Here is a 25,876-nt window from a genome sequence, read left to right on the forward strand (position 1 = left end):
GCTCCCCGCGCGAGCGGGGGTGGTCCGTTGGCCGACTGCGAGTCGATGAAGGTCGGTGAGTGCTCCCCGCGCGAGCGGGGGTGGTCCGCTCGTCTCGGCCGGGATGGCGACGCCGGTCGCGTGCTCCCCGCGCAGGCGGGGGTGGTCCGCGCGGCTCAATGTCGACCGCGGCTCGTTCGGCGTGCTCCCCGCGCAAGCGGGGGTGGTTTCAATGCGTTGGCCGAATCGGGGTGTCCAGGCCAGGATGCGGTTGTGCGTGATGTCCGTGAGGATCCCGAGTTGCTTGGGCTGGTTCGCCGCTTCGTCACGCCTGACCGGCGGTATCTCAAGCTCGGTGGGGGGCTCCTGGGCATGGCCGAGGACCGGCGCGTCGAGTTCCTGCGGAGGGTCGGTGAGGCCGCCGGCGGCATCACGGCCCGGGAGTTGACCGTCCTGTTCGAAGGCGGTTGGCGCGAACGCAGAACGGCGGCCTGGCTCGTCGCTGTCTCCGGCAGGACCGAGTTCCGTGAACGTCTCGGCGAACTCCTCCTCGCCAGCGGCGGACCCTACGCGGGTCAGGCGTACTGCGTCGCCCTCGCTGCGTTCGGTACCCCCGCCGACGCCGACCTGCTGGCCGCGTACCTCGACCACTACCTGCGGCGCCCCGACCTCTTCTACGACCAGACGGCCGCCATCGGCGCGCTCCTGCACCTGGACGCCAAACTCGGTACCGATCGAGCAGCCCCGTTCGTCTCCCCGGGCGGCCTGTGGGACCAGTGGATCGACGGCCCGCCCCGCAAGACGCACCACGATGCCCCGGACACCTACCGCGAGTTCATGAGTCGGCTCTGCGCCTGCGCCGACGAGAGCGCCGGGCACTGCGCAAGCAGGAAACGATGACGCCCTCCTCGGCTGGGTGACGCTGGGCGAACCCCGGAGACATCCGGGTACCGGGGCTGGGACAGCGATTTCCGTCCGCCCTCCCGCGCACCTCGTGACGCGTGGGTGGCGGCGCCTCCGGCTCATGGCCAGCGCGGGGGCGCCGCCGGTTCAGGGGGTGGTGTCGTGGTCGAGTGCTCGGGCGACGGTCCGGGCGATGTGGACGAACAGCCCGGCCCAGGCGGCGAGTCCTGCACCGGCCAGGCCGAGGGTGATCCAGGCTGCGGTCACCGGTCGGTCTCGGTGACGATGTCGCGGACGGCGGTGCGCAGAACGTCCACGGCATCGGCGGCGATAGCACGGGCCGCGTCGCGTTCCAGGTCCCGGGTGGTGCGGGCGGCGGCCAGAGTGGCGGCGGGCCACAGCCGGTCCATGGCGGGCTGGACGTCGGCCAACTGGTCCTCGTCCAGATCGGCGAGCCGCCTCACGAGGTCGGTGGGAACGATGTCGGGCCAGTAGTGCAGGTCACCACGGCTGCTGCTCGGGTGCGCGAGGAACGGAACAAGCCGCTGCTCCACCAGACACGAGTGGCACGCCTGGAACCCGCGCCCGGGACCGGCCGTCGCCTCCCCCGCCGCCACGGTCGTCAATGGCCCGGTGGTGGTCTCGCAGTACATACACAACGGCCCCGGAGCCGCATCCACAGCAGCCCGCAACGCGTCCACCGCCGCCGTGATCCCGTGCACGGCCTTCGCACGCACCGCGACGAACAGCCGCGTCACGACCGGCTGAAGCGCCACACCCGGAGCCAGATCGGCCAACCGCTCCACCAGAACGTCCGGCACCTCCTCCGGCCACTGATGCGGCTCACCCCAACTCGACACCGGATGATGCACCACCGGAATCAGACGACAGGCGAGCAAACAAGGCCGACACGCATGCTGCGCCCACCCCGCCGCCGACTCCGCCTGCACCAACGAAATCACCGTCAACGCCGGACCAGCCGCACCACAACCGCCGCAGTAGGGGTTCAGGGTCATGACACCGCTCCCGCCTCGCCCGCGTTGGCGTGGGTCGGGTGGCCCGGCGGCCGTTCCGGCCGAACGGTTTCGGAAATGCCGTCCCGCCTCGCGGCTGGGACGGGCGACTGCTGTGTCCTCACAGGCGGCTCCATATGACAGTAGGGGCGACTGTCACATACAACGCCCGTAATCACACTCCAACTATCAGTGATGACTGATAGCCCGTCACTGGCAATCAGGGCGTCGTCCAGCGCGAGATGTGCTAGACGCCGAGCCACGCCCCGAAAGCCCCGAAAGATTCGGGGAGCTGGCGCCGGGCCGCCGCCAGCCCGGCGTAGGTCTCCCGGATCAGGGGGTGGTACTTCGTCTGCTGTGCGCCAGCGGCTCGCGCCGCGCGGAGCGACGCGAAAGCTCCGTCGAGCTGTCCGCACCACAGTTGCGCCCGGGCCACCTCGGCGTGATGGTGCGCCGTCCGCGACGCCGGCCAGTCGTCGGGGATGGTGAACTGCCCGGCAGCCCGCACCGCATCGTCGCAGAGGTCGCGTTCGGCCAGTGTCGCCACCCGGTGGACTTCGACGTTCGTCGGCCCGAACGCCATCCAGTGCACCCGCTCGGCGCGGCCCGTCACCGCAGCGATCCGGGCCGCCTCGGCAATGTGTCCCTCGGCAGCCCCACCATCCCTGGCCCGAGCGCGCAGCACGGCCGCCCCTAGGTGCAACTGGCCCGTAGCCACATCGCGTTCACGCCCGGCATCGGCCTGCTGAAGCGTCGCCAGCCCGGCGGATACCAACCTCTGACCTGTTCGGTACTCGGCAGATCGCAGGTACACCAGAGACCGCATGTACTGCCGCATCGCGCTGAGCACCGGCGAGGACGCCCGCTGCGCCGCCCACTCCATACGATCCAGCGCCACCGTGCAGAGGTCCGTATACCCGAGCTTCGTCGTGACGTCGTAGGCCGTTCGGTACGTACTGGCCAGCGTGGACCACGCCTCCGACGAGGGAGCGCGGTACGCGGCGGCGGTGGCCTCGACAATGAGTCCGGGCAGTTCGGACGCGACCTGCTGGAGCCGGGTCGCGCGCACAAGAGCACAGAGAGTGTCCGCGTGCACCGCCAGGTCCGCGCCCGTCCGGGGAGTGACCTCGGGGTCGTCGCCGAGGTCATACACGTCGAGGGCGGCACGGATCGGCTGGATCAGCTGATCGAGGCGGTCCCGACGCAGGTCGTGCAGATAGGGCTGGCCCGTGAGATCTGAGACGGGCACGGACAGAGCCCGCGCGATGGCCCCCAGCACGGCCGGGCTGGCGGGCAGCGCACCCTGCTCGATCTTGGTGATGGTGCTGTAGGAAACGGGCGCCCTCGCGGCCAGCTCGCGCTGAGTGAGACGCCGCGCCTTGCGGATCCGCTTGATACGGGCTCCGGCGTGTTCGTCGGTGGGTGATGACATGCTGAACTCCGTTACCGCCCTTGGCTGTCACCTGGACGGTACCCCGGTTCCCAGGCGGGACGAACGGAACGGATGGCAGCGGACAATTGCGCAGGCCGGCGGTTCGCTGTGGACTGCCGGAATGACCTCTCGAGTCCTGTACCTGATCGGCTGTGCCGCCCCACCAGTGGAACAGGTGCGTACGGCTGCCCAGCTATCGATGGATGCCGGGTGGGACGTGTGTCTTTGTCTCACTCCGTCAGCCGCACGGTGGGTTGAGTCCGAACTCGTGGAGTTGGAGTCACTGACCGGTCATCCAGTCAGGGTCGAGTACCGTCTGCCCGGCACGGAACGGGGTTGGCCACCGGCTGATGCCGTGCTGGCCGCCCCGACGACGTTCAACACCATGAACAAGTGGGCGCAGGGCGTCGCAGACACCCTGGCGCTTGGACTTCTCACGGAGGCCATCGGCCTGGACGTCCCGGTCGTCAGCCTGCCCTATCTGAACCGGGCGCAGGCGCGGCATCCCGCTTGGGACGCCAGTGTCGCGCTCCTGCGTGGCGCTGGCGTGACCGTACTGCTCGGTGAGGGCGGTTTCGTTCCCCACGTACCGAAGCACGGGGACGCGGCCGCCTTCCCTTGGCACGCTGCTCTGCGGGCGCTACCGGCGACTTGAGGGTGCCGGTACCGAATCCCCGGGCCACCTGGGCTCCGTGTGGTGGACTTCGGGCATGAGTGATCGGGTGTTGTATCTGCTTGCCTCCGCGGCGCCTCCCGTCCGGTATCTGGAGCGTGCCGTGCGGGAGGCCCAGGTGCGTGGGTGGGATGTGTGTGTCGGGCTGACTCCGATGGCCGCCGATTGGGAGGCGGAGCGGCTGGCCGGCCTTGAGGCGCTGACGGGCCGGCCCGTGCACGTCGGACCGCGTCGGCCGGGTGAGGCCGACGACGGGTGGCCGCCCGCCACGGTGACCGCGATCGCCCCGGCGACCCTCAACACCGTGAACACGATCGCCCTGGGCCTGACCACGGCGTGGGTGACGGCCCACGCGTGCGAGGCGATCGGCAAACGGTGGCCGCTGGCCGTCATGCCGTGCGTCAACTCGGCCTACGCCACCCACCCGCAGTTCGGCCGGTCCATCGAAACGCTGCGCGGCGCGGGCGTACGCGTCCTGTACGGCGCACCCGACGGCTTCGAGCCCAACCCGCCGGGCCAGGGACACCCCGAGTCCTACCCCTGGCGCCTCCTCCTCGACGCCGTGGAGGAGATGCGCGAAAGCTGATCTGTCGATCGGCCTCGATGGCCGACGCCTGGTGAATCAGCCCCAATTTCACTAAGTTGTCCGCACTTCATCCAATTCCCACAGAGGAGCGGCAGCCGTGCGGCAACAGCACAAGACCTTCCGGGCGTTCGAGGTCGGCGACGGTGGCGACGGGCGGTGGGCCGCCTACGCCCGCGCCCTGTGGCCGGAGATGGAGGGCCTGCTGACCGAGGAGGGCCGGACCCCGGAGGGCGCGGACCGCGTCCGGACGCTGTTCCGCGCGCACATGCCGGAACTGGTCCCGGTCCTCGACCGCCTGGCCGGCCAGCTCGACCGCCCCGGAGCGGAAGCCCTCCTCACCCACGCGGCACTGCGGCCGTTCTCCCCGGCCTGCACCCAGATCGGCAGGGACGGCACCCTGCTGCGCAACTACGACTTCCCGCCCGATCAGTGCGAAGGCAACATCGTCTCCTCCTGCTACCTGCGCCCCGTGATCGGGATGCAGGACGTGCTGTGGGGCCTGCTGGACGGGATGAACGACGCAGGGCTCGCCGTCTCGCTCACCTACGGCGGACGTTCCGTCCACGGACACGGCTTCGCCATCCTCATCGTGACGCGCTACCTGCTGGAGACGTGCGACACCGTCGATGAGGCGGTCGCCAGGCTGCGGTCCCTGCCGATCGCCGTCCCGCAGAACCTCACCCTCGTCGATGCCACGAAGGCGGTGACGGTGTATGTGGGGCCGGACATGGCGCCGACGATCGCGCCGGACGCCTGCGCCGCCAATCACCAGCACCTCCCGGTGACCGACGAGCAGGAACGGGCCTCCCGGACGCAGGAGCGGCTGCGCGCCATACGTGCCGCTGGCGCGGACGTCGCGGCGATGCTGAAGCCGCCGCTGTACCGGTCCGGCGACGACGAGGAGTCGGGCACGCTCTACACAGCCCACTACCTCCCCGCCGAGGGCCGCGTGACGTACTACTGGCCCGGCGAACCCTGGGCCCAGTCCTTCGGCGGCTTCACGCCCGGATCCCGCACCGTGGCCGCGTCCCGCCAGCGGTAGAGGTCGCGCAGCAGGCAGATCTCGGCGCCGTGGTGGATCAGTTCCCTGTTGACGTGCAGGACGATGCCCTCCATGGGGAACCGCTCGGGACCCGCCGCGGGCGGATTCTCCAGGTCGGTGTCCGAGAGTCCGCGCACCCCCTCGTTCCATCTCCCGTACATCTCGTCGAGCTGTTCCAGCGCCCCGCCAGCGGTCCCCGCGTAGGCGAACGTCCCGAAGTCGATGTCCCGGCCGCCGAAGTGCCATCCGACCCGGTAGCCCAGGCAGGAGACGATGAGGTGCGCCAGCCGCCAGGCGATCGTGGTCACCGGCGCCGGCACCGGGTCGGGGGACGCGAAGTCCATCGTCCAGTCCCCCGACCCCGCCGGCGTCGGCTCGGCCGACGTGCCACGCGGGCGGATGCTCCAGCAGCCGCGCACCGGCTCCCAGAAGTACTCCTCGTCGGAAAGACCGTGCAGCCGTGGCCGGACATTCTTCTGCCAGTGCCGGTCCAACTGGTCCGCGAGTCGTTCGCTTCTTGTCATTTCCGCACACTACCGACAGCGGAATCACGTTCCTGTCGCCAGCAGGGCGAGCAGGACGGTCGCCAGCAGGGCGATGTAGGCGAGGGAATGCGCCCGGTCCGGGATGCGGGGTGTGATGCGGCGGGTGAGGGCGATGGTGGGCAGTGAGCCGCTGAGCAGTGCCGCGCAGGCCAGCAGGTCCACGTAGCCGAGCCGTCCGCCCTGAGCGTGGAGGGTGGGCGCCGCCAGGGCGTAGACGGTGGTGCCGACGACGGCGACGGGGACGCTGAGCGGGTTCGCCATCGCCGTCGCCTCCGCCATCGGCAGGCCCCGGCGGCGCAGGAGCGGCACGGTCATGACGCTGCCGCCCACGCCCAGGCAGGCCGCGACCGCGCCGATGCCGACCCCGCCCAGCGTCCTGGCCGGCCGGCTCAACGGGCGTGGCGTCCGTGCCTGCGCTACGGACAGGAATCCCCTGCGCAGCAGGCTGTCGGCGATCGTCACCAGCAGGTACGCGGCGAACAGCACCCGCAGCGCCGTGTCGCCGATCCGGGTCGCCGCGAACGATCCGGCCGCCGCGCCGGCCGTCACGAACGCCGCCAGCGGCCAGAGGTACTCCCGGCGCAGCCGGCCCTGCCGCCACTGGGTCAGCGTCGCGAAGAGCGAGTTGACGACCATGACCGCCGTCGACGTCGCCACCGCCACGTGCATCGCCTCGGTGCCTGAGTCCGCGGTGACGCTCCACAGGCCGTAGACGACGGGGACGGTGACGAAGCCGCCGCCGAAGCCGAAGAGCACCGTGGTGACGCCGGTCAGGCAGCCGAACAGGAACAGGACGAGGTAGGGGGTCAGCACTGCGCCGACGCTACGGACGCGCCCGTCTGGCGGGCAATCGAATGAACGCCAGCGGTTTACGCGTAGCCGACGCCACGGGGGATAGCCTGGCCGTGTGCGCAATGTCCACGTCGACGAGGTCGACGCCCTCGACCGTGCCGTCCTGGCCATCGGCACCGACTACCCGCCGGGCCACCTGCTGCCCCGCCACGAACACCGCCGCGCCCAGGTCCTCCACGCCGCGACGGGCGTCATGGAGGTGGCGACGGCGGAGGGCACGTGGACGGTGCCCACCGACCGCGCGGTGCTGATCCCGGCCCGCACGCGGCACCAGGTCACCATGCTCGACGTCAGCACCCGCAGCCTGTACATCGAGCCCGCGGCCGTGCCGTGGTTCCCCGGCCGCTGCCGCGTCGTCGAGGTGTCGCCGCTGCTGCGCGAACTCCTCCTGGAGGCCGTCGACATGGAGCCGCGCTATGCCGAACACGGCCGCGACGCCGCCCTGATCGAACTGCTGCTGCACGAACTCGCCGACCTGGCGCCGCTGCCCCTCGACATCCCGCTGCCCGCCGACCCCCGGCTGCGGCGGCTGTGCGACGCCTTCCTGCGCGCCCCCGACATCCACGATCCGCCCGCCCGCTGGGCCGCGGCCCTGAACGTCAGCGAACGCACCCTCGGCCGTCTCTTCCGCGGCACCACCGGCCTGAGCTTCGCCCAGTGGCGGCAGCGCGCCTGCATCGTGCACTCCCTGCGGCACCTGGCCGCGGGCGTGCCGGTCACCCGGATCGCGACCGATCTCGGCTACGACAGCCCCGCCGCGTTCACCACCGCCTTCCGCGCCCTGCTCGGCCGCCCGCCGAGCGCCTGTCGCGGAACCCCACCGGCGGGAGCCGCGGGCCGTTAGAGTGACCGGATGGTCACGGTGCTGGTCAACGGGCTTCCCGGCGCGGGCAAGACGACACTCGCGCGGGCCTTGGCGGCCGAGCTCGGCCTGCCGCTCTTCAGCAAGGACGCGGTCAAGGAGACCCTGGCGGACGCCCTCGCGGGTCTCCGGGCGCCGGGGTGTCCTGATCGCGAGTGGAGCCGGGGCCTGGGCATCGCCGCCGGGGAGACCCTGTGGACGCTGCTCGGCGACGCGCGGGGCGAGGCCGTCGTGGAGAGTCCGTGGCCGGCCCATCTGCGGCCGATCGTGAGGGCCGGCCTCGAACGCGCCGGAGTCGCCGAACCGCACGAGGTCTGGTGCGACGTGCCGCTTGAGGTGGCCCGCCGCCGGTTCGCCCGGCGCATGGCAGGACGGCACGGCGTGCACGCCGAGCGCCCCGGGGGCTACGGCGGGGACTGGGAGCTGTGGTCGCGGAACGCCGAACCGCTCGGGTTCGGGACGGTGCACCGCGTGGACACCACCGGGCCGGTCGATGTCCCGGCGCTGGCCGCTGCCCTCGCGGCCGTGCGTTGAGGGGCCGGCGGTTCAGGTCAGGCCCACGTCCGCGCATGCCTCGGTCAGGCGTGGAACGCAGATGTCGTACGTCGTGAAGTAGCCGTCCGCCACGACCGTTTCGGCGATCGTCCCGGCCGTCACGGCGACGGGGGTGAGCAGAGTGGCGGGGGTGTCGTCCAGGCGGTCCGGTGTCAGGTCGTCGACGGCCTCGTCGCGCGCCAGCCGGACGGCGATCTCCGCCGCCGTCTCCGCCTCCTGCTTCGGCGACTTGTAGACCGTGAACGTCTGGCGGCCGTCGATGAGGCGTTGCAGGGCGTTGACGTCCGCGTCCTGGCCGCCGACCGGGACGTCGACGCCCACGTCCTCCAGGGCCAGGATCACCTCGGCCGCCAGCGCCTCGTTCGCCACGGACACCGCGTCGAAACCGTCCACGCCGACGGCCTGGATCGCCGTGTACATCGCCTCGCGTGCCGCGGACGGCTGCCAGCCGTCGACCCCCCGCTCGTCCACCACATCCGCCGTGCCGTCGAGGGCGGCGCGCGTGCCCGAGCCGAGGGCTTCGGCGGCCGGGTCGGCGGGCGCGCCGTTGATCATCACGACGCGGCCCCCGTCCGCCCTCTCCCCCAGCGCGTCGAGCAGCGCCTCGCCCTGCACCTCGCCCACCCGCTCCATGTCGTAGCCCACGTGGGCCGCGACAGGGCCGCCGGCCGGCCTGTCGTACGACACCACCGGCACGTCGCGCGCCCTCGCGTCCGCGACCCACTCGGACGTGGCGGACACATCGACCGCCTCCAGCACGATCGCGTCCGCTCCCCCGTCCAGCAGCTCCTCGAACTGCTGCCGCTGGACGTCCGCCCCGCCGCCCGCGTGGGACGTACGGACGGCGCAGTCCGGGCACAGTACGGCGATCCGTTCCTCCAGGTACGCGCGGTCGGCGGACCAGGTGCGCGTCGTGTCGTCCGCGAGGAGAACGCCGATCGTCGCGCCGCCGTCGGCCGTCCCGCCGGTGCCCGTGCCGTCGTCGCCCCCGCCTCCCCCGTCGGGCAGCAGGGCGATGCCCGCGACGATCGCCCCCACGAGCAGTACCGACGACGCCACGATCCAGCCGGTGACGCGCCCCCGCCGCCGTCCGCCCGTGCCGGGGGTCCCGTCCCGCCGCAGGGCCGTCAGCGGCGCCGGGTCCGGCGCGGACATGATGTGCGGCGGGACATGCGGCGGCAGCCCGGGGGACGTCCCCGGAACGGTGGGCGCCCGGGACACGTCGGTCAGCCAGCCGGGTCCCGGCAGCGGGTCGCCGACGCCGAGCGCCGCGCCGATCCCCCGGCACGCCTCGGCGATGCGGGCGGGCGTCGGGCGGGCCGCCGGGTCCTTGGCCAGGCAGTCCCCGATCAGCCCGCGCAGCGCGGGCGGGCAGGCGGACAGGTCGGGCCGCCCGTTGACGATGCGGTAGAGCAGCGCGGACGTGGCGCCCTCGCCGTACGGGTGCGCGCCCGTGGCGGCGAAGTGGGCCGTCAGGCCGAGCGCGAACACGTCCACGGCCGCCGTGACCGGCGCGCCGCCCTCGATCTGCTCGGGCGCCATGAACGCGGGTGTGCCGACCCGGACGCCGGTGCTGGTCAGGGCGGTGGCGTCGGCGGCGCGGGCGATGCCGAAGTCGATGACGGCCGGGCCGTCGTCGGCGAGCATCACGTTGCCCGGCTTCAGGTCGCGGTGGATCACCCCGCCCGCGTGCATGGCGTCGAGGGCGTGGGCCATGCCCGCGATCAGCCGTACGACGGCGGCGGGCGGGAGCGGCCCGCGCGCGTTCACCGCGGCGGAGAGGGACGGGCCCGGTACGTACGCGGTGGCGAGCCACGGCACCGGCCCCTCGGTGTCGCTGCCGAGGACCGGCACGACGTAACGGCCCCGCACGCTGCCGGCCGCCCTGATCTCGTGCTCGAACCGCCGCCGGAACACGGGGTCCTCGCCGAGCTGGGCGTGCACGACCTTCAGCGCCACGAGCCGCCCGCCGCCGGACTCGGCCAGGTACACGGTGCCCATGCCGCCGGTGCCGAGCCGCCCGCGCAGCCGGAACCCCGCGATCTCGGTGGGGTCCTGCGGCCGCAGCGGCCCGATCCGGTCCCCGGAACCCGACACGAACGCCCCCCCCGCCCACCGTGGCCAGCCCCGCGCTGGAGTGGTGGTCATCGTACGAGCCGGGCCGTCACCGCGACAGCCCGTGGCGGGTCACCAGTGGGACGGGCGCTCCAGGTGGTGCGGAAGGCGCGTCGTGCCGTCGCCGCGCGCCGCGCTGAGCTGGGGGCGGGTCACGAACAGCGCGTCCGTGAGGTCCGCGCCGCGCAGGTCCGCGTCCCGCAGGTCGGCGCCGATCAGGTCGGCGCCGCGCAGGTCCGCCTTCCGCAGGTCGGCCGCGATGAGCAGCGCGCCGCGGAGGCTCGCGCCGCGCAGGTCGGCGCCCCGGAGGCGGGCGCCCATCAGGTCGGCGCCGCGGTGGTCGCGGCGGCGGCCCGGCACCCGGGCGCGGGCCAGGTCGCTCACGCGCAGCAGGAGGGCGTTCACCTCGTCGCGGACGGCCCGGACGTCGACGGCTGCCACGGCCGCCGGGTCGCCCGATGCGTGCCGCTCGACCATGTCGCGGGCGGAGCGCAGGGCGCCGCGCAGCGGGCGGGCGGCCTGGAGGGACAGGGCCTCGGTGAGGTACAGGAGGAGTTCGTGCAGGTGGCGCATCACCGGGAAGACGGCGAACATCCCCCGCGCGCGGTCCGGGTCGCCGCGCCAGTCGAGGCCGCCGAACGTCACCTGCGACACGCGCTGCCCGGCGCCGTGGCAGTCGTAGACCGTGCAGCCGGTCCAGCCCTCGTCGCGGAGCCGGGCGTGGATGCCGCAGCGGGAGTCGTCGCGGAGGTTGGTGCACGGCCGGCCCGCGTTCTTGCTGACGGGGAAGTCGGCGGACGCGGTGAACGGCAGCGCGACACAGCACAGGCCGAAGCAGTTCGCGCAGTCGGCGCGCAGGGCCGTGCCGTGCGCCGCGGCGGCCGGCGTGTGCGGGGACACGGGCGGGAACCTCCGGGTGGACGTCGGGGACTCCCCCCATTGTCCCCCCAAGACGGAGCCTCCCCGGCGCGCAGGGGGCGCGCCGGGGAGGCGAAGGGGGGTGAGACCGCCGGGGTTACTCGCCGGCCGGCTTCAGGTTCATGTAGATCTGGGACTGGTCGGGGCTGCTCCAGACCGCCGGGAAGGCGTACAGGTTGTCCTCCGTGGGCCAGCCCTCGAACTTGTCGCTGTGGTACTCCGAGGTCGTGCCGCCGGTCAGGATCGGGATGTACGGCATGTCCCGCTCGATCTCGGCCTGGATCGTCTCGTAGTACGGCAGCCGCGCCTCGGTGTCCTCCGGGTTGATCTGCGCTATCGCGTCGATCGCGTCGTCCACCGTGTCGTTGGTGTAGCGGCTGAAGTTCGGGTTGGCGGTCTCGCCGACCGGAGCCGTGTTCGCGCTGCCGAAGAAGTTCTGGTAGATCCAGTACGGGTCGGGCGTCGAGCCGGGGGTCAGCGAGTCGATGAGGAGCTGGAAGTCGCCGCGGCCACGGGCGTCCATGGTCTCGTTCCACGAGGCCTGCTGGACGATCAGCTCGATGCCGGCTTCCTTCAGCTGCTCCGCCATGGTGTTGACGGCCGTGATGTAGTCGGTCCAGCCGGTGACGACGCGCACGGTGATGGACAGCTTCTCGCCGTCCTTCTCGTACAGGCCGTCCGAGCCCATCTCGTAGCCGGCGTCCGTGAGGATCTCGTTGGCGCGGTCGGCGTCCGGCTCGTTCGGCGCGACCGGGTTCTCCAGGTCGTCGGAGATGTAGGCCGCGTCACGCTCGGGCAGCGCGAAGCTCGGGGAGACGTCGCTCGCGGTCTCCTGGAACGCGAGGGAGTTGAGCTGGTCGCGGTTCATCGCGTAGTAGATCGCCTGGCGCACGGCCGGGTCGGTCTGCGGTCCCTCGCAGCCCAGCTCGGTGTTGGCGCAGCTCGTCAGCACCATCTGGTTCATGGGGATGGTGATGGCGTCGTAACCCGGGTACGCCTCGGGCACGTTGTCCATGTTCGGGACGGGGCCGGTCTGCCAGTCGATCTGCTTCGCGGCCAGCGCGTCGGCACCCGCCTGGTTGCCGGACAGGGCGACGTAGCGGACGTTCTGCACGGCCGGCTCGCCGTCCCAGTAGGACGCGTTGGCGGCCAGGGTGAACGCCTGCGGCTTGAAGTCCTCGACCGTGTACGGGCCGGTGCCGACCGGCTCGGCGATCGTGTCGGACGCCGGGTCCTCGATCTGCGACCAGATGTGCTCGGGGACGATCCACACCTTGCTCAGGAGCTGCGCGCCGTCCAGGAACCACGCCTCGGGGAAGGTGACCTTGACGTGCGTCGGGTCGACGACCTCGGTCTCGCCGTTGAAGCCGAAGGTGTTGAGCGCCTCGTTCTCCAGCAGCATGTCGAACGTGAACTTGACGTCGTCGGCGGTGAAGTCCTCGCCGTCCGACCAGGTCACGCCCTCGCGCAGGGTGATGGACAGCTCGGTGCCGTCCTCGTTGAACGAGTACTCGGTGGCCAGCCGGGGCACCGGGTCGGTCTTCGCCGCGATGTTGTAGAAGAACAGCGGCTCGAAGATGGAGCCCGGACCCTCGATCTTGGTCGGGGAGTACGGGTTGAAGTTCCGCTGGTAGTCACCGGCCTGGCCGGTGAACACGACCAGCGTGTCCGCGTCGCCCGAGGCGCCGCTCCCGCCGCCGCTGTCCGACCCGCCGCCACACCCCGCGGCCAGCAGCCCGACCGCCAGGGCCGCCGCGGCGGACACACGCAGCCGCCGCCATCTTCCGTGCACTGACATAGCGCTTTTCCTCTCAGCTTCCGCCCCGGGCGACCCCAATAAGTCACACGCGCGAAACCACTCAGGAACGCGATTGTTCAGGCATGTTTCAACAGAAACAACCCGTTGCAACGTCACAACCGGACAACGGCCACCAGAGAACGACAGTTGAGCACGCTGAGTGATCAGCGAAAGGGGCAAGCCGGGTCAATCCAGATAGCCGCGCAACTGCCCCGCGTAGGTGTGGTCCCGCAGCTTCGACAGCGTCTTGTGTTCGATCTGCCGGACGCGTTCACGGGTCACGCCGAAGAGGCGGCCGATCTCCTCCAGGGTCCGCGGCCGCCCGTCCACCAGCCCGTACCGCAGCTCCACGACCCGCCGCTCCCGGTCCCCCAGGGTGGACAGCACCGCCTCCAACTGCTCCCGCAGCAGCAGGAACGCCGCGCTCTCGGCGGGCGATGGCATGTCGGCGTCCTCGATGAGGTCGCCGAGGTTCACGTCGTCCTCGTCGCCGATGGGCGCCTGCAGCGACACCGGGTCCTGGGCCAGGCGCAGGATCTCCCCGACGCGCGCGGGCGTGAGCCCGAGGAGGACGGCCACCTCGTCGGCGGTCGGCTCCTGGCCGCGCTCCTGCAGCAGGTGGCGCTGCACGCGGATGACGCGATTGATCAGCTCCACGACGTGGACGGGCACCCGGATGGTGCGGGCCTGGTCGGCGATGGCGCGCGACATGGCCTGCCGTATCCACCACGTCGCGTACGTCGAGAACTTGAAGCCCCGCGTGTAGTCGAACTTCTCGACGGCGCGGATCAGCCCGAGGTTGCCCTCCTGCACCAGGTCGAGCATCGTGAGGCCGCGCCCGATGTACCGTTTCGCCACCGAGACGACCAGCCGCAGGTTCGCCTCGATGAGCTGCCGTTTCGCGAGCCGGCCGCGGACCACGAGCCGGTCGAGGTCCAGGGCGAGCCGGTCGTCGATCGGGGCGCCGGTCGCGGGGTCGTTCCCGGCGAGCAGCCTCTCCTCCGCGAACAGCCCGGCCTCCACGCGACGCGCGAGCTCGACCTCCTCCGCCGCGCCGAGCAGCGGGATCCGACCGATCTCCCGCAGGTACTGCCGGAACAGGTCACCCGCGCCGGGGGTGCCGTCGGACCGCCGGGCGGCGGTGTCCGGGAGCTGCGGGGTGAGCGTGAGGGACTGCACGGAACGGACCTCCGGTGAACGCGGGCAGCGGGAACAGCGGGGCTCGAAGCGGTGCGGCGGCCACCGCCCGGCGGGCGGTGTGCGGCGCGGGCGGCGTGCGCGGGCGGGAAAAGGAGGGGGGCGGGCGAACGCGGTCGGAGAAGGCGCGGCGTCGGCGGGGACACCGGCGGGCCGGCGGACGAGGAACGGCCGGCACCGCTCTCAGTGTGGGGTACGACACACTGCGCCCACGAGGGGTGTGCGCGGACTTTCTGCGCGGGACGGCGCGGAGCACCGGCGCGCACCGCGTCCACCGCGCCCGGTCAGCGGCGGTCAGAGGGCGGCGACGCCCCGTTCGCGGAGCGCCGTGCGGTACTGCTCCAGGGTCCACGCCTCGGCGCGGATCTCGCCGGCCGCCTCGGCGTTGCCCGCCTGGGCCTCGGCGCGGCGGGCGGCGGACTCCAGGTCGCGCAGCCGGCGGTCCACGGCGGCCAGCCGGACCTGGACGAGACGCTTGCCCGCGTACACGTCGGCCTCGGCGCGGCGGCGGCGCGGCATGTTCAGCGGTTCGACGGCCAGTTCGTTGACGAGGACGCGGACGGTGTCGTCGGGGGCGGCGTCGCGCACGCGGGCCAGGAAGTCGCCGCCGTCCTCGTCCCCCGCGCCGCTGACGCCGCCGGCGTCGAGGATGGCGCGCCGCACCACGGCGTACGGGGCGGCGGTGAACTCGTCCTCGCCGTACGCGTCGAACGCGGGCGCCACGAGCTGCGGGAACTGGAGAGCGACCTTGAGCAGCTCCCGCTCCTCCAGCAGGGCGGGGCTGCGCAGGTTCAGCGGGGGGCCGCCGGTGCGGGGGCGCGGCGGGCCGGCCTCGTCCTGCGCGGGCGCGGGGCCGCGCCCGGGCGGCGGCGCGGCGGCGCGGGCACCGGCGTGGGCCGGGGCGTTCGCCGGGGCTCCGGCCGCGGCGCGCTGCCGGCGCCACTGCGCGAGCTGGCCCACGCGCCGTACGACGAACCGCTCGTCCGGGATGCCGACGAGCCCGGCGAGCCGGACGGCGTACTCGTGCTGGATGGCGCTGTCCTTGATCTGCGCGACGAGCGGCCCGGCGAAGTCCAGGGCGGCCGACCGCCCCTCGGCCGTGTCCAGGTTGTGCCGGGAGACGATCGACCTGATCGCGAAGTCGAACAGGGGCGAGCGGTTCTCGACCAGGTCGCGGACGGCCTCGTCGCCCTGGGCGAGCCGCAGCTCGCAGGGGTCCATGTTGCCTGGCGAGACGGCGATGAAGGTGTGCGCGGCGAACTTCTGGTCGTCCTCGAACGCCCGCAGCGCCGCCTTCTGCCCGGCGGCGTCCCCGTCGAAGGTGAAGACGACCTCGCCCGCGCTGTGGGCGCTCGAGCTGTCCATCAGCAGGCGCCGCAGGATCTTGACATGGTCGCCGCCGAACGCGGTGCCGCAGGTGGCGATGGCCGTGGTGACGCCGGCGAGGTGGCACGCCATGACGTCCGTGTACCCCTCGACGACGACCGCGCGGTTCGTCTTCGCGATGTCCCGCTTGGCCAGGTCGATGCCGTAGAGCACCTGGGACTTGCGGTAGATCGGCGTCTCGGGGGTGTTGAGGTACTTGGGGCCGTTGTCGTCGTCGCGCAGGCGGCGGGCGCCGAAGCCGACGACCTCGCCGGTGATGTCGCGGATCGGCCAGATCAGCCGCCCCCTGAACCGGTCGATCGGGCCACGCCTGCCGTCCTGCGCCACACCGGACTGGAGCAGCTCGCGGTCGGTGAAGCCGCGCCCCCGCAGGAACCGCACCAGGTGGTCCCAGCCGGCCGGGGCGTACCCGACGCCGAAGTGCTCGGCCGCCGCCGCGTCGAAACCGCGCTCACCGAGGAACCGGCGGCCGATCTCCGCCTCGGGCGAGCCGAGCTGCTCGGTGTAGTACTGGGCGGCGACCTTGTGGACCTCGACGAGACGGGTCCGCTCGCCCTGCTGGCGGCCGGGGCTGTACCCGCCCTGCTCGTAGCGGAGGGTGATGCCGGCCTGGGCGGCGAGCCGCTCGACGGCCTCGGCGAACGACAGGTGCTCGATCTTCATGACGAAGCCGAGGGTGTCGCCGCCCTCCTGGCAGCCGAAGCAGTGGTACAGGCCCTTGCTGGGGCTCACCTGGAAGGAGGGGGACTTCTCGTCGTGGAAGGGGCACAGCCCTTTGAGATTGCCGCCGCCGGCGGGCCTGAGCTGCAGGTACTCGGACACGACGGCGTCGATCGGGACCGCGTCCCGTACTGCCTTCACGTCCTCGTCATTGATCCTGCCCGCCACACGAGAAGTCTACGGCGGCCCCACGACACCACCCCGCCCCCGCCCGCCGCGGGGGCGGGAGGGTCGTTCGAGCGGTTGAGGCAGGGCTCTAGGGTCTGTCCGGCGGATCTTGGCGCGGCTCGCGGCGTCGGATGCGGTGCATCGCAAGGCGCCGGATCGCAGCTCATACCCGACCGTATTCGCGCGATACGGCAACGCAGCGAGGTGCCGTAGCCGGCGTCGCGAGACAGGCAAGATCCGCCGGACAGGCCCTAGGGGCGCGGGATGTTGCGGATGTTCGAGCGGGCCATCTGGAGCATGCGGCCCACGCCGCCCTCCAGGACCACCTTGCTCGCCGACAGCGCGAAGCCCGTCACCATCTCCGCCTTGATCTTCGGCGGGATCGACAGCGCGTTGGGGTCGGTGATCACCTCGACGAGGGCCGGCCCCTTGTGCTTGAACGCCGAGCGCAGCGCCCCGCGCACGTCCTTCGGCTTCTCGACCCGCTGCGCGTGCACGCCCGCCGCCTCGGCGATCGCGGCGAAGCTCGGGTTGCGGTACGTCGTGCCGTGCGCGGGCAGGCCGGAGACCATCATCTCCAGCTCCACCATGCCGAGCGACGAGTTGTTGAACAGGACGACCTTCACCGGCAGCTCGTACTGGACGAGGGTCAGGAAGTCGCCCATCAGCATGGAGAACCCGCCGTCCCCCGACAGCGTCACGACCTGCCGCTTGGGGTCGATGAACTGCGCGCCGATCGCCTGGGGCAGCGCGTTCGCCATCGAGCCGTGCGAGAACGAGCCGATGACGCGCCGCCGTCCGTTCGGCGTCAGGTAGCGCGCGGCCCACACGTTGCACATGCCCGTGTCCACGGTGAACACGGCGTCGTCCGCCGCCTCGTCGTCCAGCACGGCCGCCACGTACTCCGGGTGGATCGGCGTGCGCTTCTCGACCTTTTTGGTGTACGCGGAGACGACGCCCTCCAGCGTCTCCTTGTGCTTCTTCAGCATCCGGTCGAGGAATCTGCGGTCGCTCTTCTCCTTCACGCGCGGCGTCAGGCACCGCAGCGTCTCCTTCACGTCGCCCCACACGGCGAGGTCGAGCGTGGAGCGGCGGCCGAGGTGCTCGGCGCGCACGTCGACCTGCACGATGCGCACGTCGCCGTGCGGCAGGAAGGCGTTGTACGGGAAGTCCGTGCCGAGGAGGATCAGCAGGTCGCACTCGTGGGTCGCCTCGTACGCCGCGCCGTAGCCGAGGAGGCCGCTCATCCCCACGTCGTACGGGTTGTCGTACTGGATCCACTCCTTGCCGCGCAGCGCGTGCCCGACGGGCGCCTTCACGCGGCCCGCGAACTCCATCACCTCGGCGTGCGCCCCCGCCGTGCCGCTGCCGCAGAAGAGGGTGACGCGGCGGGCGTCGTCCACCATGCGGGCGAGGGCGTCGATCTGCGCGTCGGACGGGCGGACGGACGGCCGCGAGGTGACGAGGGCGTGCTCCTCGGCGCGCTCGGGCACCTGCTCGGCGGCGATGTCGCCGGGCAGCGCGACGACGCTGACGCCGCCGCGTCCCACGGCGTGCTGGATCGCGGTCTGGAGCACGCGCGGCATCTGGCGCGGGTTGGAGATCAGCTCGCTGTAGTGGCTGCAGTCGCGGAACAGGCGGTCCGGGTGCGTCTCCTGGAAGTAGCTGGTGCCGATCTCGGAGCTGGGGATGTGGGACGCGAGCGCGAGGACCGGCGCCATGGAACGGTGGGCGTCGTACAGGCCGTTGATCAGGTGCAGGTTGCCCGGTCCGCAGGATCCCGCGCAGGCGGCGAGGCGCCCGGTGAGCTGCGCCTCGGCGCCGGCGGCGAAGGCGGCGGTCTCCTCGTGCCGCACCTGGACCCAGGAGATGCCGGAGGTGCGGCGGACGGCGTCGACGACCGGGTTGAGGCTGTCGCCGACCACGCCGTAGAGGTGCCGCACGCCGCAGCGCACGAGGGTGTCCACGAACTGTTCCGCAACGGTCTGCTTCGCCATCGCCCACGCACCTCTCCGGAAGGACGCGGCCCGAAAGTGTATGAAAACGGGCAGCACGCGTCATGCTGCCCGGTCGGGGACGGTCCCGCAGCCCGGCGGCGTCCGGGCGGGTCAGGGGGCGAGGCGGCGGGCGAACACGTGGTGCGGCCCCACGCCCTCCAGGTCGAACTCGTCGCCGACGACCTCGTACCCCTGGCGTTCGTAGAAGGCGCGGGCGGCGACGCGGCCGTTGCACCACAGCAGGTCGCAGCCGCGGGCGGCCGCCTCGGCCGTCGCCGCCGCGAGGACGGCGTGGCCGTAGCCGAGGCCGCGCGCCTCGGGGGCGCTGGCCATGCCGCGGAACCGGTACGCCGCCGTGCCGAGGGGGTGGGCGTCCGGGAAGAGCGTGATGCAGGCCAGGACGCGGGGGTCGTCGCCGTCGTGGGCTGCGAGGTGGAACGTGTCCTCGCGGGCGTCCTCGGGGAACGCGGCCGTCTCGCGCGGCAGCCCCGGCCGCAGCACGGACCAGCGCAGGTCGAAGATCGTGTCGAGGGGGACGGTGGCGGTGCGTATCGGCATGGGGGCAGCGTAATCCGGGCGCGACGGCCCACCCGTGGCGGCGTACGCCGGCGCGTACCGGCCACCGCCGTCACGCGGCCGACCGCCGGGCCGGTTTCCTCCGACGGGTCCGCCGTCCTGGGGGGCGCCGGTCCAACCGGTCGCCCCGGCCCCATCGACGCGGTGAAGGGGGCGGATCGGGTGGTGCCCCCAGTCGCCCGGCGCCGGGGCACTTCGCCGTCCTCCGGCCCGTGATTGTCCGACCCGGCCAGTACGGTGGCCCCGCGGTGGCCGCCGCGCGGTGGCGGCCCGATCGGGACCAGGGTGGAGGGCGATGATGCGCGGGGAACGGCATCGGCCGGCGGGCAGTGACTTGTGCGGACGCCGCCATGCCCGCACGCGGGTGGAGTGCGTCCTGCCGGACACGCACTACCCGGGGCCGCACCACGCCCTGGACGGCACCACCTGGCACGACGGCCTGTGCCCCCGCTGTCACGGCAGCGGCAGCCGGGACGGCGCTGCCTGCGGGGACTGCGGGGGCGGCGGCTTCGCCCTCCTCGACCTCGGCGGGGACGGGCAGTGAGCCCGCCCCGCGCGGGCCGTCAGGCCGGGGGCAGCAGCTCGGCCAGGGGCGTCTCCGCGTCCGCCAGGGCGTCCGGGTCGGCGGGCCGGCCGGAGCGGATCAGCGCCTGCACGGTGTCCGTGAGGTCCCACACGTTCACGGTCATGCCGGCCAGGACGCGGCGGGCGCCGTCCAGCCAGAACGCGCAGAACGTCCGCTTCGCGACGTCGCCGCGCCACACGACCCGGTCGTAGCCGCCGGGGGGCGCCCAGCCGGAGTACTCGATACCGAGGTCGTACTGGTCGGAGAAGAAGTACGGCACGCGGTCGTACGTCACCTCGCGGCCCAGCATCGCGCGGGCGGCGGCGGGTCCCGAGTTGAGGGCGTTCGCCCAGTGCTCGACGCGCCGGTGACCGCCGTCGCCGGGCCGCACGACGGCGGCGACGTCACCCGCCGCGAAGACGTGCGGGTCACTGGTGCGCAGCGACGCGTCGACGGCGACACCGCCGCCCGGGCCGTCGGCGAGGGCGAGGCCGGCCGAGGCGGCCAGGGTGGTGCGGGGCGCGGCGCCGATCGCGGCCAGGACGGCGCGCGCCGGCAGCGTCTCGCCCGCCTCGGTGGTGACGCCGGCGACCATGCCGTCGCGCCCGGTGATCTCCGCGAGCCGCGTGCCGAAGCGGAACGTCACCCCGTGCTCGCGGTGCACGGCCGCGATGGCCTCGCCCACCTCCGGGCCGAGGACGCCGTACAGCGGTGCCGGGGCCGGCTCCACGACCGTCACCGGCACGCCCAGCGTGCGGGCTGCGGCGGCCACTTCGAGACCGATCCAGCCCGCGCCCGCGACGACCAGCGGCGCGTCGCCGTCGCGCGGGGCGGCGCGGCCGGTGAGGGCGCCGCGCAGGTGGTCGGCGTGCGCGAGGCGCCGCAGGTGGTGGACGCCGGCGAGGTCGGTGCCGGGGATGCCGAGGCGGCGCGGCTCGGCGCCGGTGGCGAGGAGCAGCGCGTCGTACGGCAGGCGGGTGCCGTCGCCGAGGCGGACCTCGCGGGCCTCCCGGTCGATGGCGACGGCGGGCTGGCCGAGGTGGAGTTCGACGCGGTGGCGCGCGTACCAGCTCGGCTCGTGGACGTAGACGCTGCGGCGGGTGGCGCGGCCGGTGAGGTAGTCCTTGGAGAGCGGCGGGCGTTCGTACGGCTCCTCGTGCTCGTCGCCGACGAGGATGACACGGCCGGCGAAGCCCTCGTCGCGCAGCGCCTGGGCGGCCTTGGCCCCGGCGAGTCCGCCGCCGACGATCAGGAACGTCCGGTGACCGCCGCCGGCGTGGCTCGCGCCGGTCCTGGTTCCGTCCATACACGCACCTCCAGTACACGAGTGGCGTCGAACGCCGGCTCAAGAGCCTGCCTCACCTGGGGTGTTCACGGAAGAGGGCGAGAGGTGAGGGGGTACGCGGCGTGCTCGCGGCGCGCGCGGGCGCGCGTCCGGTCAGGAGGTGGGGCGGGAGCGCGTGAGCCGCGCGTGGAGGGCGCGGGCTGACGCGTCGGTGAGGGCGGCGATCTGGTCGACGACGACGCGCAGGCGGGCGGTGTCGGAGCCGGCGGCGAGGTGGAGGGCGCGGTACTGGGGGTCGAGGCCGTCGGGGGCGTGGGCCAGCAGCGCCTCGCCCAGCTCGGTCAGCAGGGCGCGCTGGCGGATGCGGAGGCGTTCCAGTTCGGGCCGCTGCATGACGTGGACGTCGGCGACGGCCTTCACGACGGCGCATTCGAGGCGGGTGGGCAGCGGCACGACGAGCGCGGCGGCGTACCGGCGGAGGGGTCCCGGTCCGTGGCGGACGCGCGTGGCCCGTTCGGCGGCGAGGCAGAACCGGCCGATGAGCTGGCTGGTCGTGTTCTTCAGGCGGGCCTGGGCGAGGGCGGTGCCGTCGTAGGCGGTGGGCCACCAGTCCTGTGCGACGAGCCGGTCGAGGGCGTCGGCGAGGGCGGCCGGTGCGGTGCCGGCGGGCGCGTAGCGGCGGGCGGCGACGGCGAAGACGGCCTCCCGCTCGGGTGACGAGCGCAGGGCGCCGGGGGCGAGGTGGCCGGCGCGGAAGGCGTCCTCCAGGTCGTGGACGGAGTAGGCGATGTCGTCGGACCAGTCCATGACCTGCGCCTCGAAGCAGCGGGTCGCGGGCGGGGCGCCGGCGCGCAGCCAGGTGAAGACGGCGAGGTCGTCCCCGTACACGCCGAACTTGGGCGACGCGGGGTCGGTGGGGTGGCCGCCGCGCGGCCAGGGGTACTTGGTGGCGGCGTCGAGGGTGGCGCGGGTGAGGTTGAGGCCGACGGGGCGGCCGCCGTCGTGCTGGGCGAACCGCTTGGGTTCGAGGCGGGTGAGGAGGCGGAGTGACTGGGCGTTGCCCTCGAAGCCGCCGCAGGGCGCGGCGATGCGGTCGAGGGCGCGTTCGCCGTTGTGGCCGAACGGGGGGTGGCCGAGGTCGTGCGCCAGGCAGGCGGCCTCCACGATGTCCGGGTCGCAGCCGAAGGCGGCGCCGAGGTCGCGGCCGATCTGGGCGCATTCGAGGGAGTGCGTGAGCCGGGTGCGGGGCGCGAGGTCGGCTGCGGGGTCGCCGGCGGCTGCGGGGTCGGGGGTGAGTATCTGCGTCTTGCCGGCGAGCCGGCGCAGGGCGGCCGAGTGCTGGACGCGGGCACGGTCGCGCTGGAAGGCGGTGCGGCCGGGCCGCTTGTCCGGCTCGGGATCGAACCGGGCGGCGTCGGCCGCACCGTACGGGCTGCCGCCGTGCGGTTCGGTGTGCATGACTCGACGGTAACCGCGACCACCGACATCACCGGTGGAACCCGGCCTTCCGCGCTCGTGACCGTGCCGCCGGCCGACGCCCCGCGATGCTGTCCTTTCCGGCCACCACGACGGCGCCACGCCATGGAAGACCCGGCCCCGGCGTGGCCGGCGGCGGTCCCTGTTACCGGATGTCGTGGCCGGGATGCGCCAGGTCGTACCGGTGCCGTGCCTCGGCGATGACGTCGCGGTGCGCGAGGGACCAGTCGGCGAGCGCCCTGACCAGGTGGGTGAGGCCGGCCCCGGTCTCCGTCAGGCGGTAGTCGACCTGGGCGGGGACGGTCGGGTAGACGGTGCGGACGACGAGTCCGTCGCGCTCCAGCCTGCGGACGGTGAGGGTGAGCATGCGCTGGGAGATGCCGTCGATGGCCCGTTGCAGTTCCCGGAAGCGGCGCGGCCCGCCGGCGAGTTCGACGATCACGAGCACCGACCACTTGTCGCCGATGCGGTCCAGGACCTCGCGGATGCCGCAGTCCGGGTGTTCAGCGCGGCCGCACGGTCCGACGCCGGCGGGCCGGGCGGTTACTTCCGTGTGCGTGGGTGACATCGAACTGCCTCCTTGTCGGCGGTACGCGGGCGGATGAGGATCAGCCCAGTTACCGAAGAGAACCACAAGGGGAGATCCGTGACTGACATGATCCTGGTGACCGGCGCGAGCGGGAACCTCGGCTCGGCCACTCTCGCGGCGCTGCGTACCCGCGGCGCGCCCGCGACGGGCGGCAGCCGCAGCCCAAAGGAAGGGATGCGGCGGCTCGACTTCGACGACCCCGCCGGCATCGACCTCGCCGGGGTGGCGACCCTGGTGCTGATCTCCGCCGGCGAGGCCGAGGACGACCGGGTCGTCGGGCGACATGCGGCCGTCCTGCACGCCGCTGTCCGCGACGGCGTCCGGCATGTCGTCTACACCAGCCTGACCGGCGCGGGCGACCACCTCGGCTTCGCACTGGCGCACCGCGCGACGGAACGGCTCGTGCGGGCCTGCGGCCTGCCGTGGACGATCCTGCGCAACGGCCTGTACGCCGAACTCTTCGGCGGGCTGCTGATGTGGGCCGGCGACGGGGTGGAGTCCGCGTTCGGCGACGGCGCCCTGGCCGCCGTGACCCGCGCGGACCTCGCCGAGGCCGCCGCGGTCGTCGCGGCGGACCCGGCACGGCACAGCGGCCGCACCTACGACCTGACCGGCACGCCGATCACGGCGGCGGACGTGGCCGAACGGCTCGGCGTCCCGCACCAAACGATCGGCCTGGGCGAGCTGCGGCGCAGGCTCCTGAACGACGTGCCGGGACTGCTGCCGTTCCAGCCGCCCATGCTCCTCTCGATCGCGACCGGCGTCCGGCACGGCTTCCTGGACGGCACGGGCCCCGACCTCACCGACATCCTCGACCGGCCGGCCCGCGACCCCCTGACCGCGGCCGTCGCGGTCGCCGCCGCCACACGGCCGGGGCGCGGCCGGACATCGGCCGACGGCGCGCGGCCCGCAACGGGATCCGTGCTCGGATGAGTGCCGGACACCGACGGCGCGCGGCAGCGGGCTGCGGCCGGCGCCCCCCTGACGCGCCGTTCCGCGACCTGGTGGGCGCCCGGTTCGCCCTCGGCTCCGGTCCGGTGGGAAGCGCCGAGCCCGCACCGGCCGTGGCCAGGAGCCGGGGTTCGCGGAGTCAGGTGCCGCCGTGCAGGCCCCACTCGTCGAGTCCCGAGTAGATCAGCGCGCAGCGGCTCCCGGGGTGGTCGTACAGTTCCGCCTCCCCGGTGTAAAGCACCACCAGGGAGTCCGCGCCCCGCCACCAGGTGTCGGCGACGCCCCTCGTCTCGCGCACCGGTTCGAAGCCGGCCAGGTCGATGCCGTCCACGGCGTCGCCGAACAGCTTGGTGATCCCCCGCGCCCACATGGCCGCGTGGTGGGTGAGGGCGAGCGCCTCCACCCAGCCGTCGACGGTCGCGTGCAGCGGCACCCACCTGTCCCCGTGGATCCCGAACTCACCGGACGGGCTGATCATGAACCCGTAGGGCACGGCGGTCCGCTGCGTCCCGGCTTCGAACCACCATCCGCCCGCGTCCGGTTCGGGGCCGTCCGGATCGAGGCACTTGGGGCCGCCCTCGTACTGCGACGCGGGCGGCAGGACCAGACCGCCCCACCTCCTCTGGTACGCCGCCATCCGGTCGATCACCGCCGCGGGGACTCCCCGCTCCAGCCACCACGGCCTGCGCTGCTCCACGGGCCGGACGCCGGCCCTGACGCCGTGGACGCCGATGAACGACCGTGCCCGCCGGCTCAGGCCGTCGGGCACGTCGTGGATGAGATCGATGTTCACCCGGACGACGCTACCGCCGCGTCAGGCGGTCGCCGCCAGCGGCAGATCGGTGCTCCGTACGCCCCGCGCCTGGTCGTAGCGGTGCAGCAGCAGCCGGGCCAGCGCGGGGTGGCTGCCCAGCGGGCGGGCCACCACGCCCGGTGCCGCGTCCGCGCAGCGTGTCGCGAACAGGCCGGGGGCCGTGAAGCACGAGGCCATCGCGATATCGCGCCAGCCGCGCGCCCGCAGCGATTCGACGGCCTCCCCCACCGTCGGCGCCGCGGCCGACGCGTACGCCGGCACCACCGGGACACCGCCCAGCCGCGCCGACAGCATCTGCGCCGTGTACTCCGTGCCCGCCGCCGACTCGGGGTCGCGCGAGCCGGCCGCCGCCAGGACGACCGCGCTGCCGGGCCGGTAGCCCGCCTCGATCAGCCGGCTGTGCAGGGCCTCGGCCAGCAGCGGGTGCGGCCCGAGGCAGCCCGCCGTCGTGACCGAGAGGTGCGCGGCGTCCGCGACGACCGACGGGATGTCGTGCTTGACGTGGTAGCCGCGGCTGAACAGCAGCGGTACGAGCACCGCGTCGCCGCGCAGCCGGGCCAGCGTGTCGGTGAGCAGCGGCTCGTCCGTCTCCAGGTGGCCCAGTTCGACGCGCAGCCCGGTCCGCATCGCGGCGACGAGACGCACGAGGGTGCGGATGGTCTGGCGGGCGCGCGGGTCGGGCGACCCGTGCGCGACGGCGACGAGCGTCGGCGGGGCGGCGGCGTGACGGACGGGCTTCATGCGGCCAGCGTGCGCCCGGCGCGTTTCGGACGTATTGCGGACAAGTCACGAATGACCGTGCCGTTCCTCACGCCCCGGGACCCCGGAGGCTGAGGCGACCGCACCGGGGGCGTAACTCCCGGTGCTCCACGCACGTAA

The 25,876-nt window shown here is 73.2% G+C and carries 24 protein-coding genes; 8 read left to right on the plus strand and 16 right to left on the minus strand.

Translation table 11 applies throughout. The features are described from left to right. The first annotated feature begins 252 nt into the window (after window positions 1–252). Window positions 253–879, plus strand: coding sequence for a DUF6000 family protein (locus tag EMA09_RS06945; RefSeq protein WP_129839895.1), 627 nt, complete (start codon window positions 253–255; stop codon window positions 877–879). A 266-nt stretch (window positions 880–1,145) separates the two neighbouring features. On the opposite strand, the gene EMA09_RS06950 is transcribed toward EMA09_RS06945, so the two are convergent. After that, entirely contained in the window at window positions 1,146–1,898 is a 753-nt protein-coding gene (locus EMA09_RS06950; protein ID WP_129839897.1) for a hypothetical protein, read from the minus strand. Between the two features lie 244 nt (window positions 1,899–2,142). Beyond that, a complete protein-coding gene (locus EMA09_RS06955; RefSeq protein ID WP_129839899.1) occupies window positions 2,143–3,327 on the minus strand; it encodes a helix-turn-helix transcriptional regulator in 1,185 nt (394 codons plus the stop codon). Between the two features lie 121 nt (window positions 3,328–3,448). On the opposite strand from EMA09_RS06955, the gene EMA09_RS06960 reads away from it, so the two are divergent. From EMA09_RS06960 to EMA09_RS06970, 3 genes are all read left to right on the plus strand, one after another. Beyond that, window positions 3,449–3,982: a flavoprotein gene (locus tag EMA09_RS06960; RefSeq protein ID WP_129843884.1), complete on the plus strand. Its 534-nt coding sequence runs from the start codon at window positions 3,449–3,451 to the stop codon at window positions 3,980–3,982. Window positions 3,983–4,037: 55 nt separating this feature from the next. After that, window positions 4,038–4,586 carry a flavoprotein gene (locus EMA09_RS06965; protein ID WP_129839901.1) on the plus strand — a complete coding sequence of 183 codons (549 nt, stop codon included), beginning with the start codon at window positions 4,038–4,040 and terminating at the stop codon, window positions 4,584–4,586. A 97-nt stretch (window positions 4,587–4,683) separates the two neighbouring features. Beyond that, window positions 4,684–5,628, plus strand: coding sequence for a C45 family peptidase (locus EMA09_RS06970; RefSeq protein WP_129839903.1), 945 nt, complete (start codon window positions 4,684–4,686; stop codon window positions 5,626–5,628). Here EMA09_RS06970 and EMA09_RS06975 read toward each other — a convergent pair. Next, window positions 5,544–6,152, minus strand: coding sequence for a DinB family protein (locus tag EMA09_RS06975; RefSeq protein WP_129839905.1), 609 nt, complete (start codon window positions 6,150–6,152; stop codon window positions 5,544–5,546). The two genes, EMA09_RS06970 and EMA09_RS06975, sit on opposite strands and share 85 nt — an antisense overlap. A 24-nt stretch (window positions 6,153–6,176) precedes the next feature. Then, window positions 6,177–6,986, minus strand: a complete 810-nt coding sequence (locus EMA09_RS06980; RefSeq protein ID WP_240796274.1) for a sulfite exporter TauE/SafE family protein — start codon at window positions 6,984–6,986, stop codon at window positions 6,177–6,179. Between the two features lie 94 nt (window positions 6,987–7,080). Between EMA09_RS06980 and EMA09_RS06985 the strand changes: the two genes are divergently transcribed. Next, window positions 7,081–7,869 (plus strand): helix-turn-helix transcriptional regulator, encoded by a 789-nt coding sequence (locus tag EMA09_RS06985; protein ID WP_129839909.1) that lies wholly within the window; start codon window positions 7,081–7,083, stop codon window positions 7,867–7,869. 9 nt (window positions 7,870–7,878) lie between these two features. Next, the gene (locus tag EMA09_RS06990) at window positions 7,879–8,421 is read left to right on the plus strand and encodes an AAA family ATPase (RefSeq protein WP_129839911.1); all 543 of its coding nucleotides are present in this window, start codon (window positions 7,879–7,881) and stop codon (window positions 8,419–8,421) included. 12 nt (window positions 8,422–8,433) lie between these two features. Here the strand turns inward: EMA09_RS06990 and EMA09_RS06995 are convergent, their stop codons facing one another. The 7 genes from EMA09_RS06995 to EMA09_RS07025 all read right to left on the minus strand — a co-directional run bounded on the left by EMA09_RS06995 (window position 8,434) and on the right by EMA09_RS07025 (window position 19,299). After that, window positions 8,434–10,539 carry a bifunctional serine/threonine-protein kinase/ABC transporter substrate-binding protein gene (locus EMA09_RS06995; RefSeq protein ID WP_240796275.1) on the minus strand — a complete coding sequence of 702 codons (2,106 nt, stop codon included), beginning with the start codon at window positions 10,537–10,539 and terminating at the stop codon, window positions 8,434–8,436. A gap of 90 nt (window positions 10,540–10,629) precedes the next feature. Beyond that, window positions 10,630–11,457, minus strand: coding sequence for a pentapeptide repeat-containing protein (locus EMA09_RS07000; protein ID WP_129839915.1), 828 nt, complete (start codon window positions 11,455–11,457; stop codon window positions 10,630–10,632). A gap of 115 nt (window positions 11,458–11,572) precedes the next feature. After that, a complete protein-coding gene (locus EMA09_RS07005; RefSeq protein WP_129839917.1) occupies window positions 11,573–13,273 on the minus strand; it encodes an ABC transporter substrate-binding protein in 1,701 nt (566 codons plus the stop codon). A gap of 186 nt (window positions 13,274–13,459) precedes the next feature. Further along, window positions 13,460–14,452 (minus strand): RNA polymerase sigma factor, encoded by a 993-nt coding sequence (locus EMA09_RS07010; RefSeq protein WP_240796276.1) that lies wholly within the window; start codon window positions 14,450–14,452, stop codon window positions 13,460–13,462. A 312-nt stretch (window positions 14,453–14,764) separates the two neighbouring features. Beyond that, a complete protein-coding gene (gene dnaG, locus EMA09_RS07015) occupies window positions 14,765–16,744 on the minus strand; it encodes a DNA primase (protein ID WP_129839919.1) in 1,980 nt (659 codons plus the stop codon). 251 nt (window positions 16,745–16,995) lie between these two features. Continuing rightward, window positions 16,996–18,741: a pyruvate dehydrogenase gene (locus tag EMA09_RS07020; protein ID WP_129839921.1), complete on the minus strand. Its 1,746-nt coding sequence runs from the start codon at window positions 18,739–18,741 to the stop codon at window positions 16,996–16,998. 111 nt (window positions 18,742–18,852) lie between these two features. Next, complete coding sequence (locus EMA09_RS07025; protein ID WP_129839923.1) at window positions 18,853–19,299, minus strand: GNAT family N-acetyltransferase; 447 nt, start codon at window positions 19,297–19,299, stop codon at window positions 18,853–18,855. A gap of 382 nt (window positions 19,300–19,681) precedes the next feature. Between EMA09_RS07025 and EMA09_RS07030 the strand changes: the two genes are divergently transcribed. Next, complete coding sequence (locus EMA09_RS07030) at window positions 19,682–19,861, plus strand: hypothetical protein (RefSeq protein ID WP_129839925.1); 180 nt, start codon at window positions 19,682–19,684, stop codon at window positions 19,859–19,861. A 19-nt stretch (window positions 19,862–19,880) separates the two neighbouring features. On the opposite strand, the gene EMA09_RS07035 is transcribed toward EMA09_RS07030, so the two are convergent. From EMA09_RS07035 to EMA09_RS07045, 3 genes are all read right to left on the minus strand, one after another. After that, window positions 19,881–21,188, minus strand: a complete 1,308-nt coding sequence (locus EMA09_RS07035) for an FAD-dependent oxidoreductase (RefSeq protein ID WP_129839928.1) — start codon at window positions 21,186–21,188, stop codon at window positions 19,881–19,883. A 132-nt stretch (window positions 21,189–21,320) separates the two neighbouring features. After that, a complete protein-coding gene (locus EMA09_RS07040) occupies window positions 21,321–22,625 on the minus strand; it encodes a deoxyguanosinetriphosphate triphosphohydrolase (protein ID WP_129839929.1) in 1,305 nt (434 codons plus the stop codon). Between the two features lie 163 nt (window positions 22,626–22,788). Beyond that, on the minus strand, window positions 22,789–23,211 hold the full coding sequence (locus EMA09_RS07045) for a helix-turn-helix domain-containing protein (RefSeq protein ID WP_129839932.1): 423 nt from the start codon (window positions 23,209–23,211) through the stop codon (window positions 22,789–22,791). A gap of 87 nt (window positions 23,212–23,298) precedes the next feature. Here EMA09_RS07045 and EMA09_RS07050 point away from each other — a divergent pair, with 87 nt between their 5' ends. Beyond that, complete coding sequence (locus EMA09_RS07050; RefSeq protein WP_129843886.1) at window positions 23,299–24,165, plus strand: NAD(P)H-binding protein; 867 nt, start codon at window positions 23,299–23,301, stop codon at window positions 24,163–24,165. Window positions 24,166–24,322: 157 nt separating this feature from the next. Here the strand turns inward: EMA09_RS07050 and EMA09_RS07055 are convergent, their stop codons facing one another. Both EMA09_RS07055 and EMA09_RS07060 read right to left on the minus strand, forming a co-directional pair. Then, window positions 24,323–24,976 carry a hypothetical protein gene (locus tag EMA09_RS07055; RefSeq protein WP_129839934.1) on the minus strand — a complete coding sequence of 218 codons (654 nt, stop codon included), beginning with the start codon at window positions 24,974–24,976 and terminating at the stop codon, window positions 24,323–24,325. A gap of 21 nt (window positions 24,977–24,997) precedes the next feature. Next, complete coding sequence (locus tag EMA09_RS07060) at window positions 24,998–25,738, minus strand: sirohydrochlorin chelatase (protein ID WP_129839936.1); 741 nt, start codon at window positions 25,736–25,738, stop codon at window positions 24,998–25,000. Window positions 25,739–25,876: the final 138 nt, after the last annotated feature.

The organism is Streptomyces sp. RFCAC02, assembly GCF_004193175.1.
Lineage (GTDB): Bacteria > Actinomycetota > Actinomycetes > Streptomycetales > Streptomycetaceae > Streptomyces.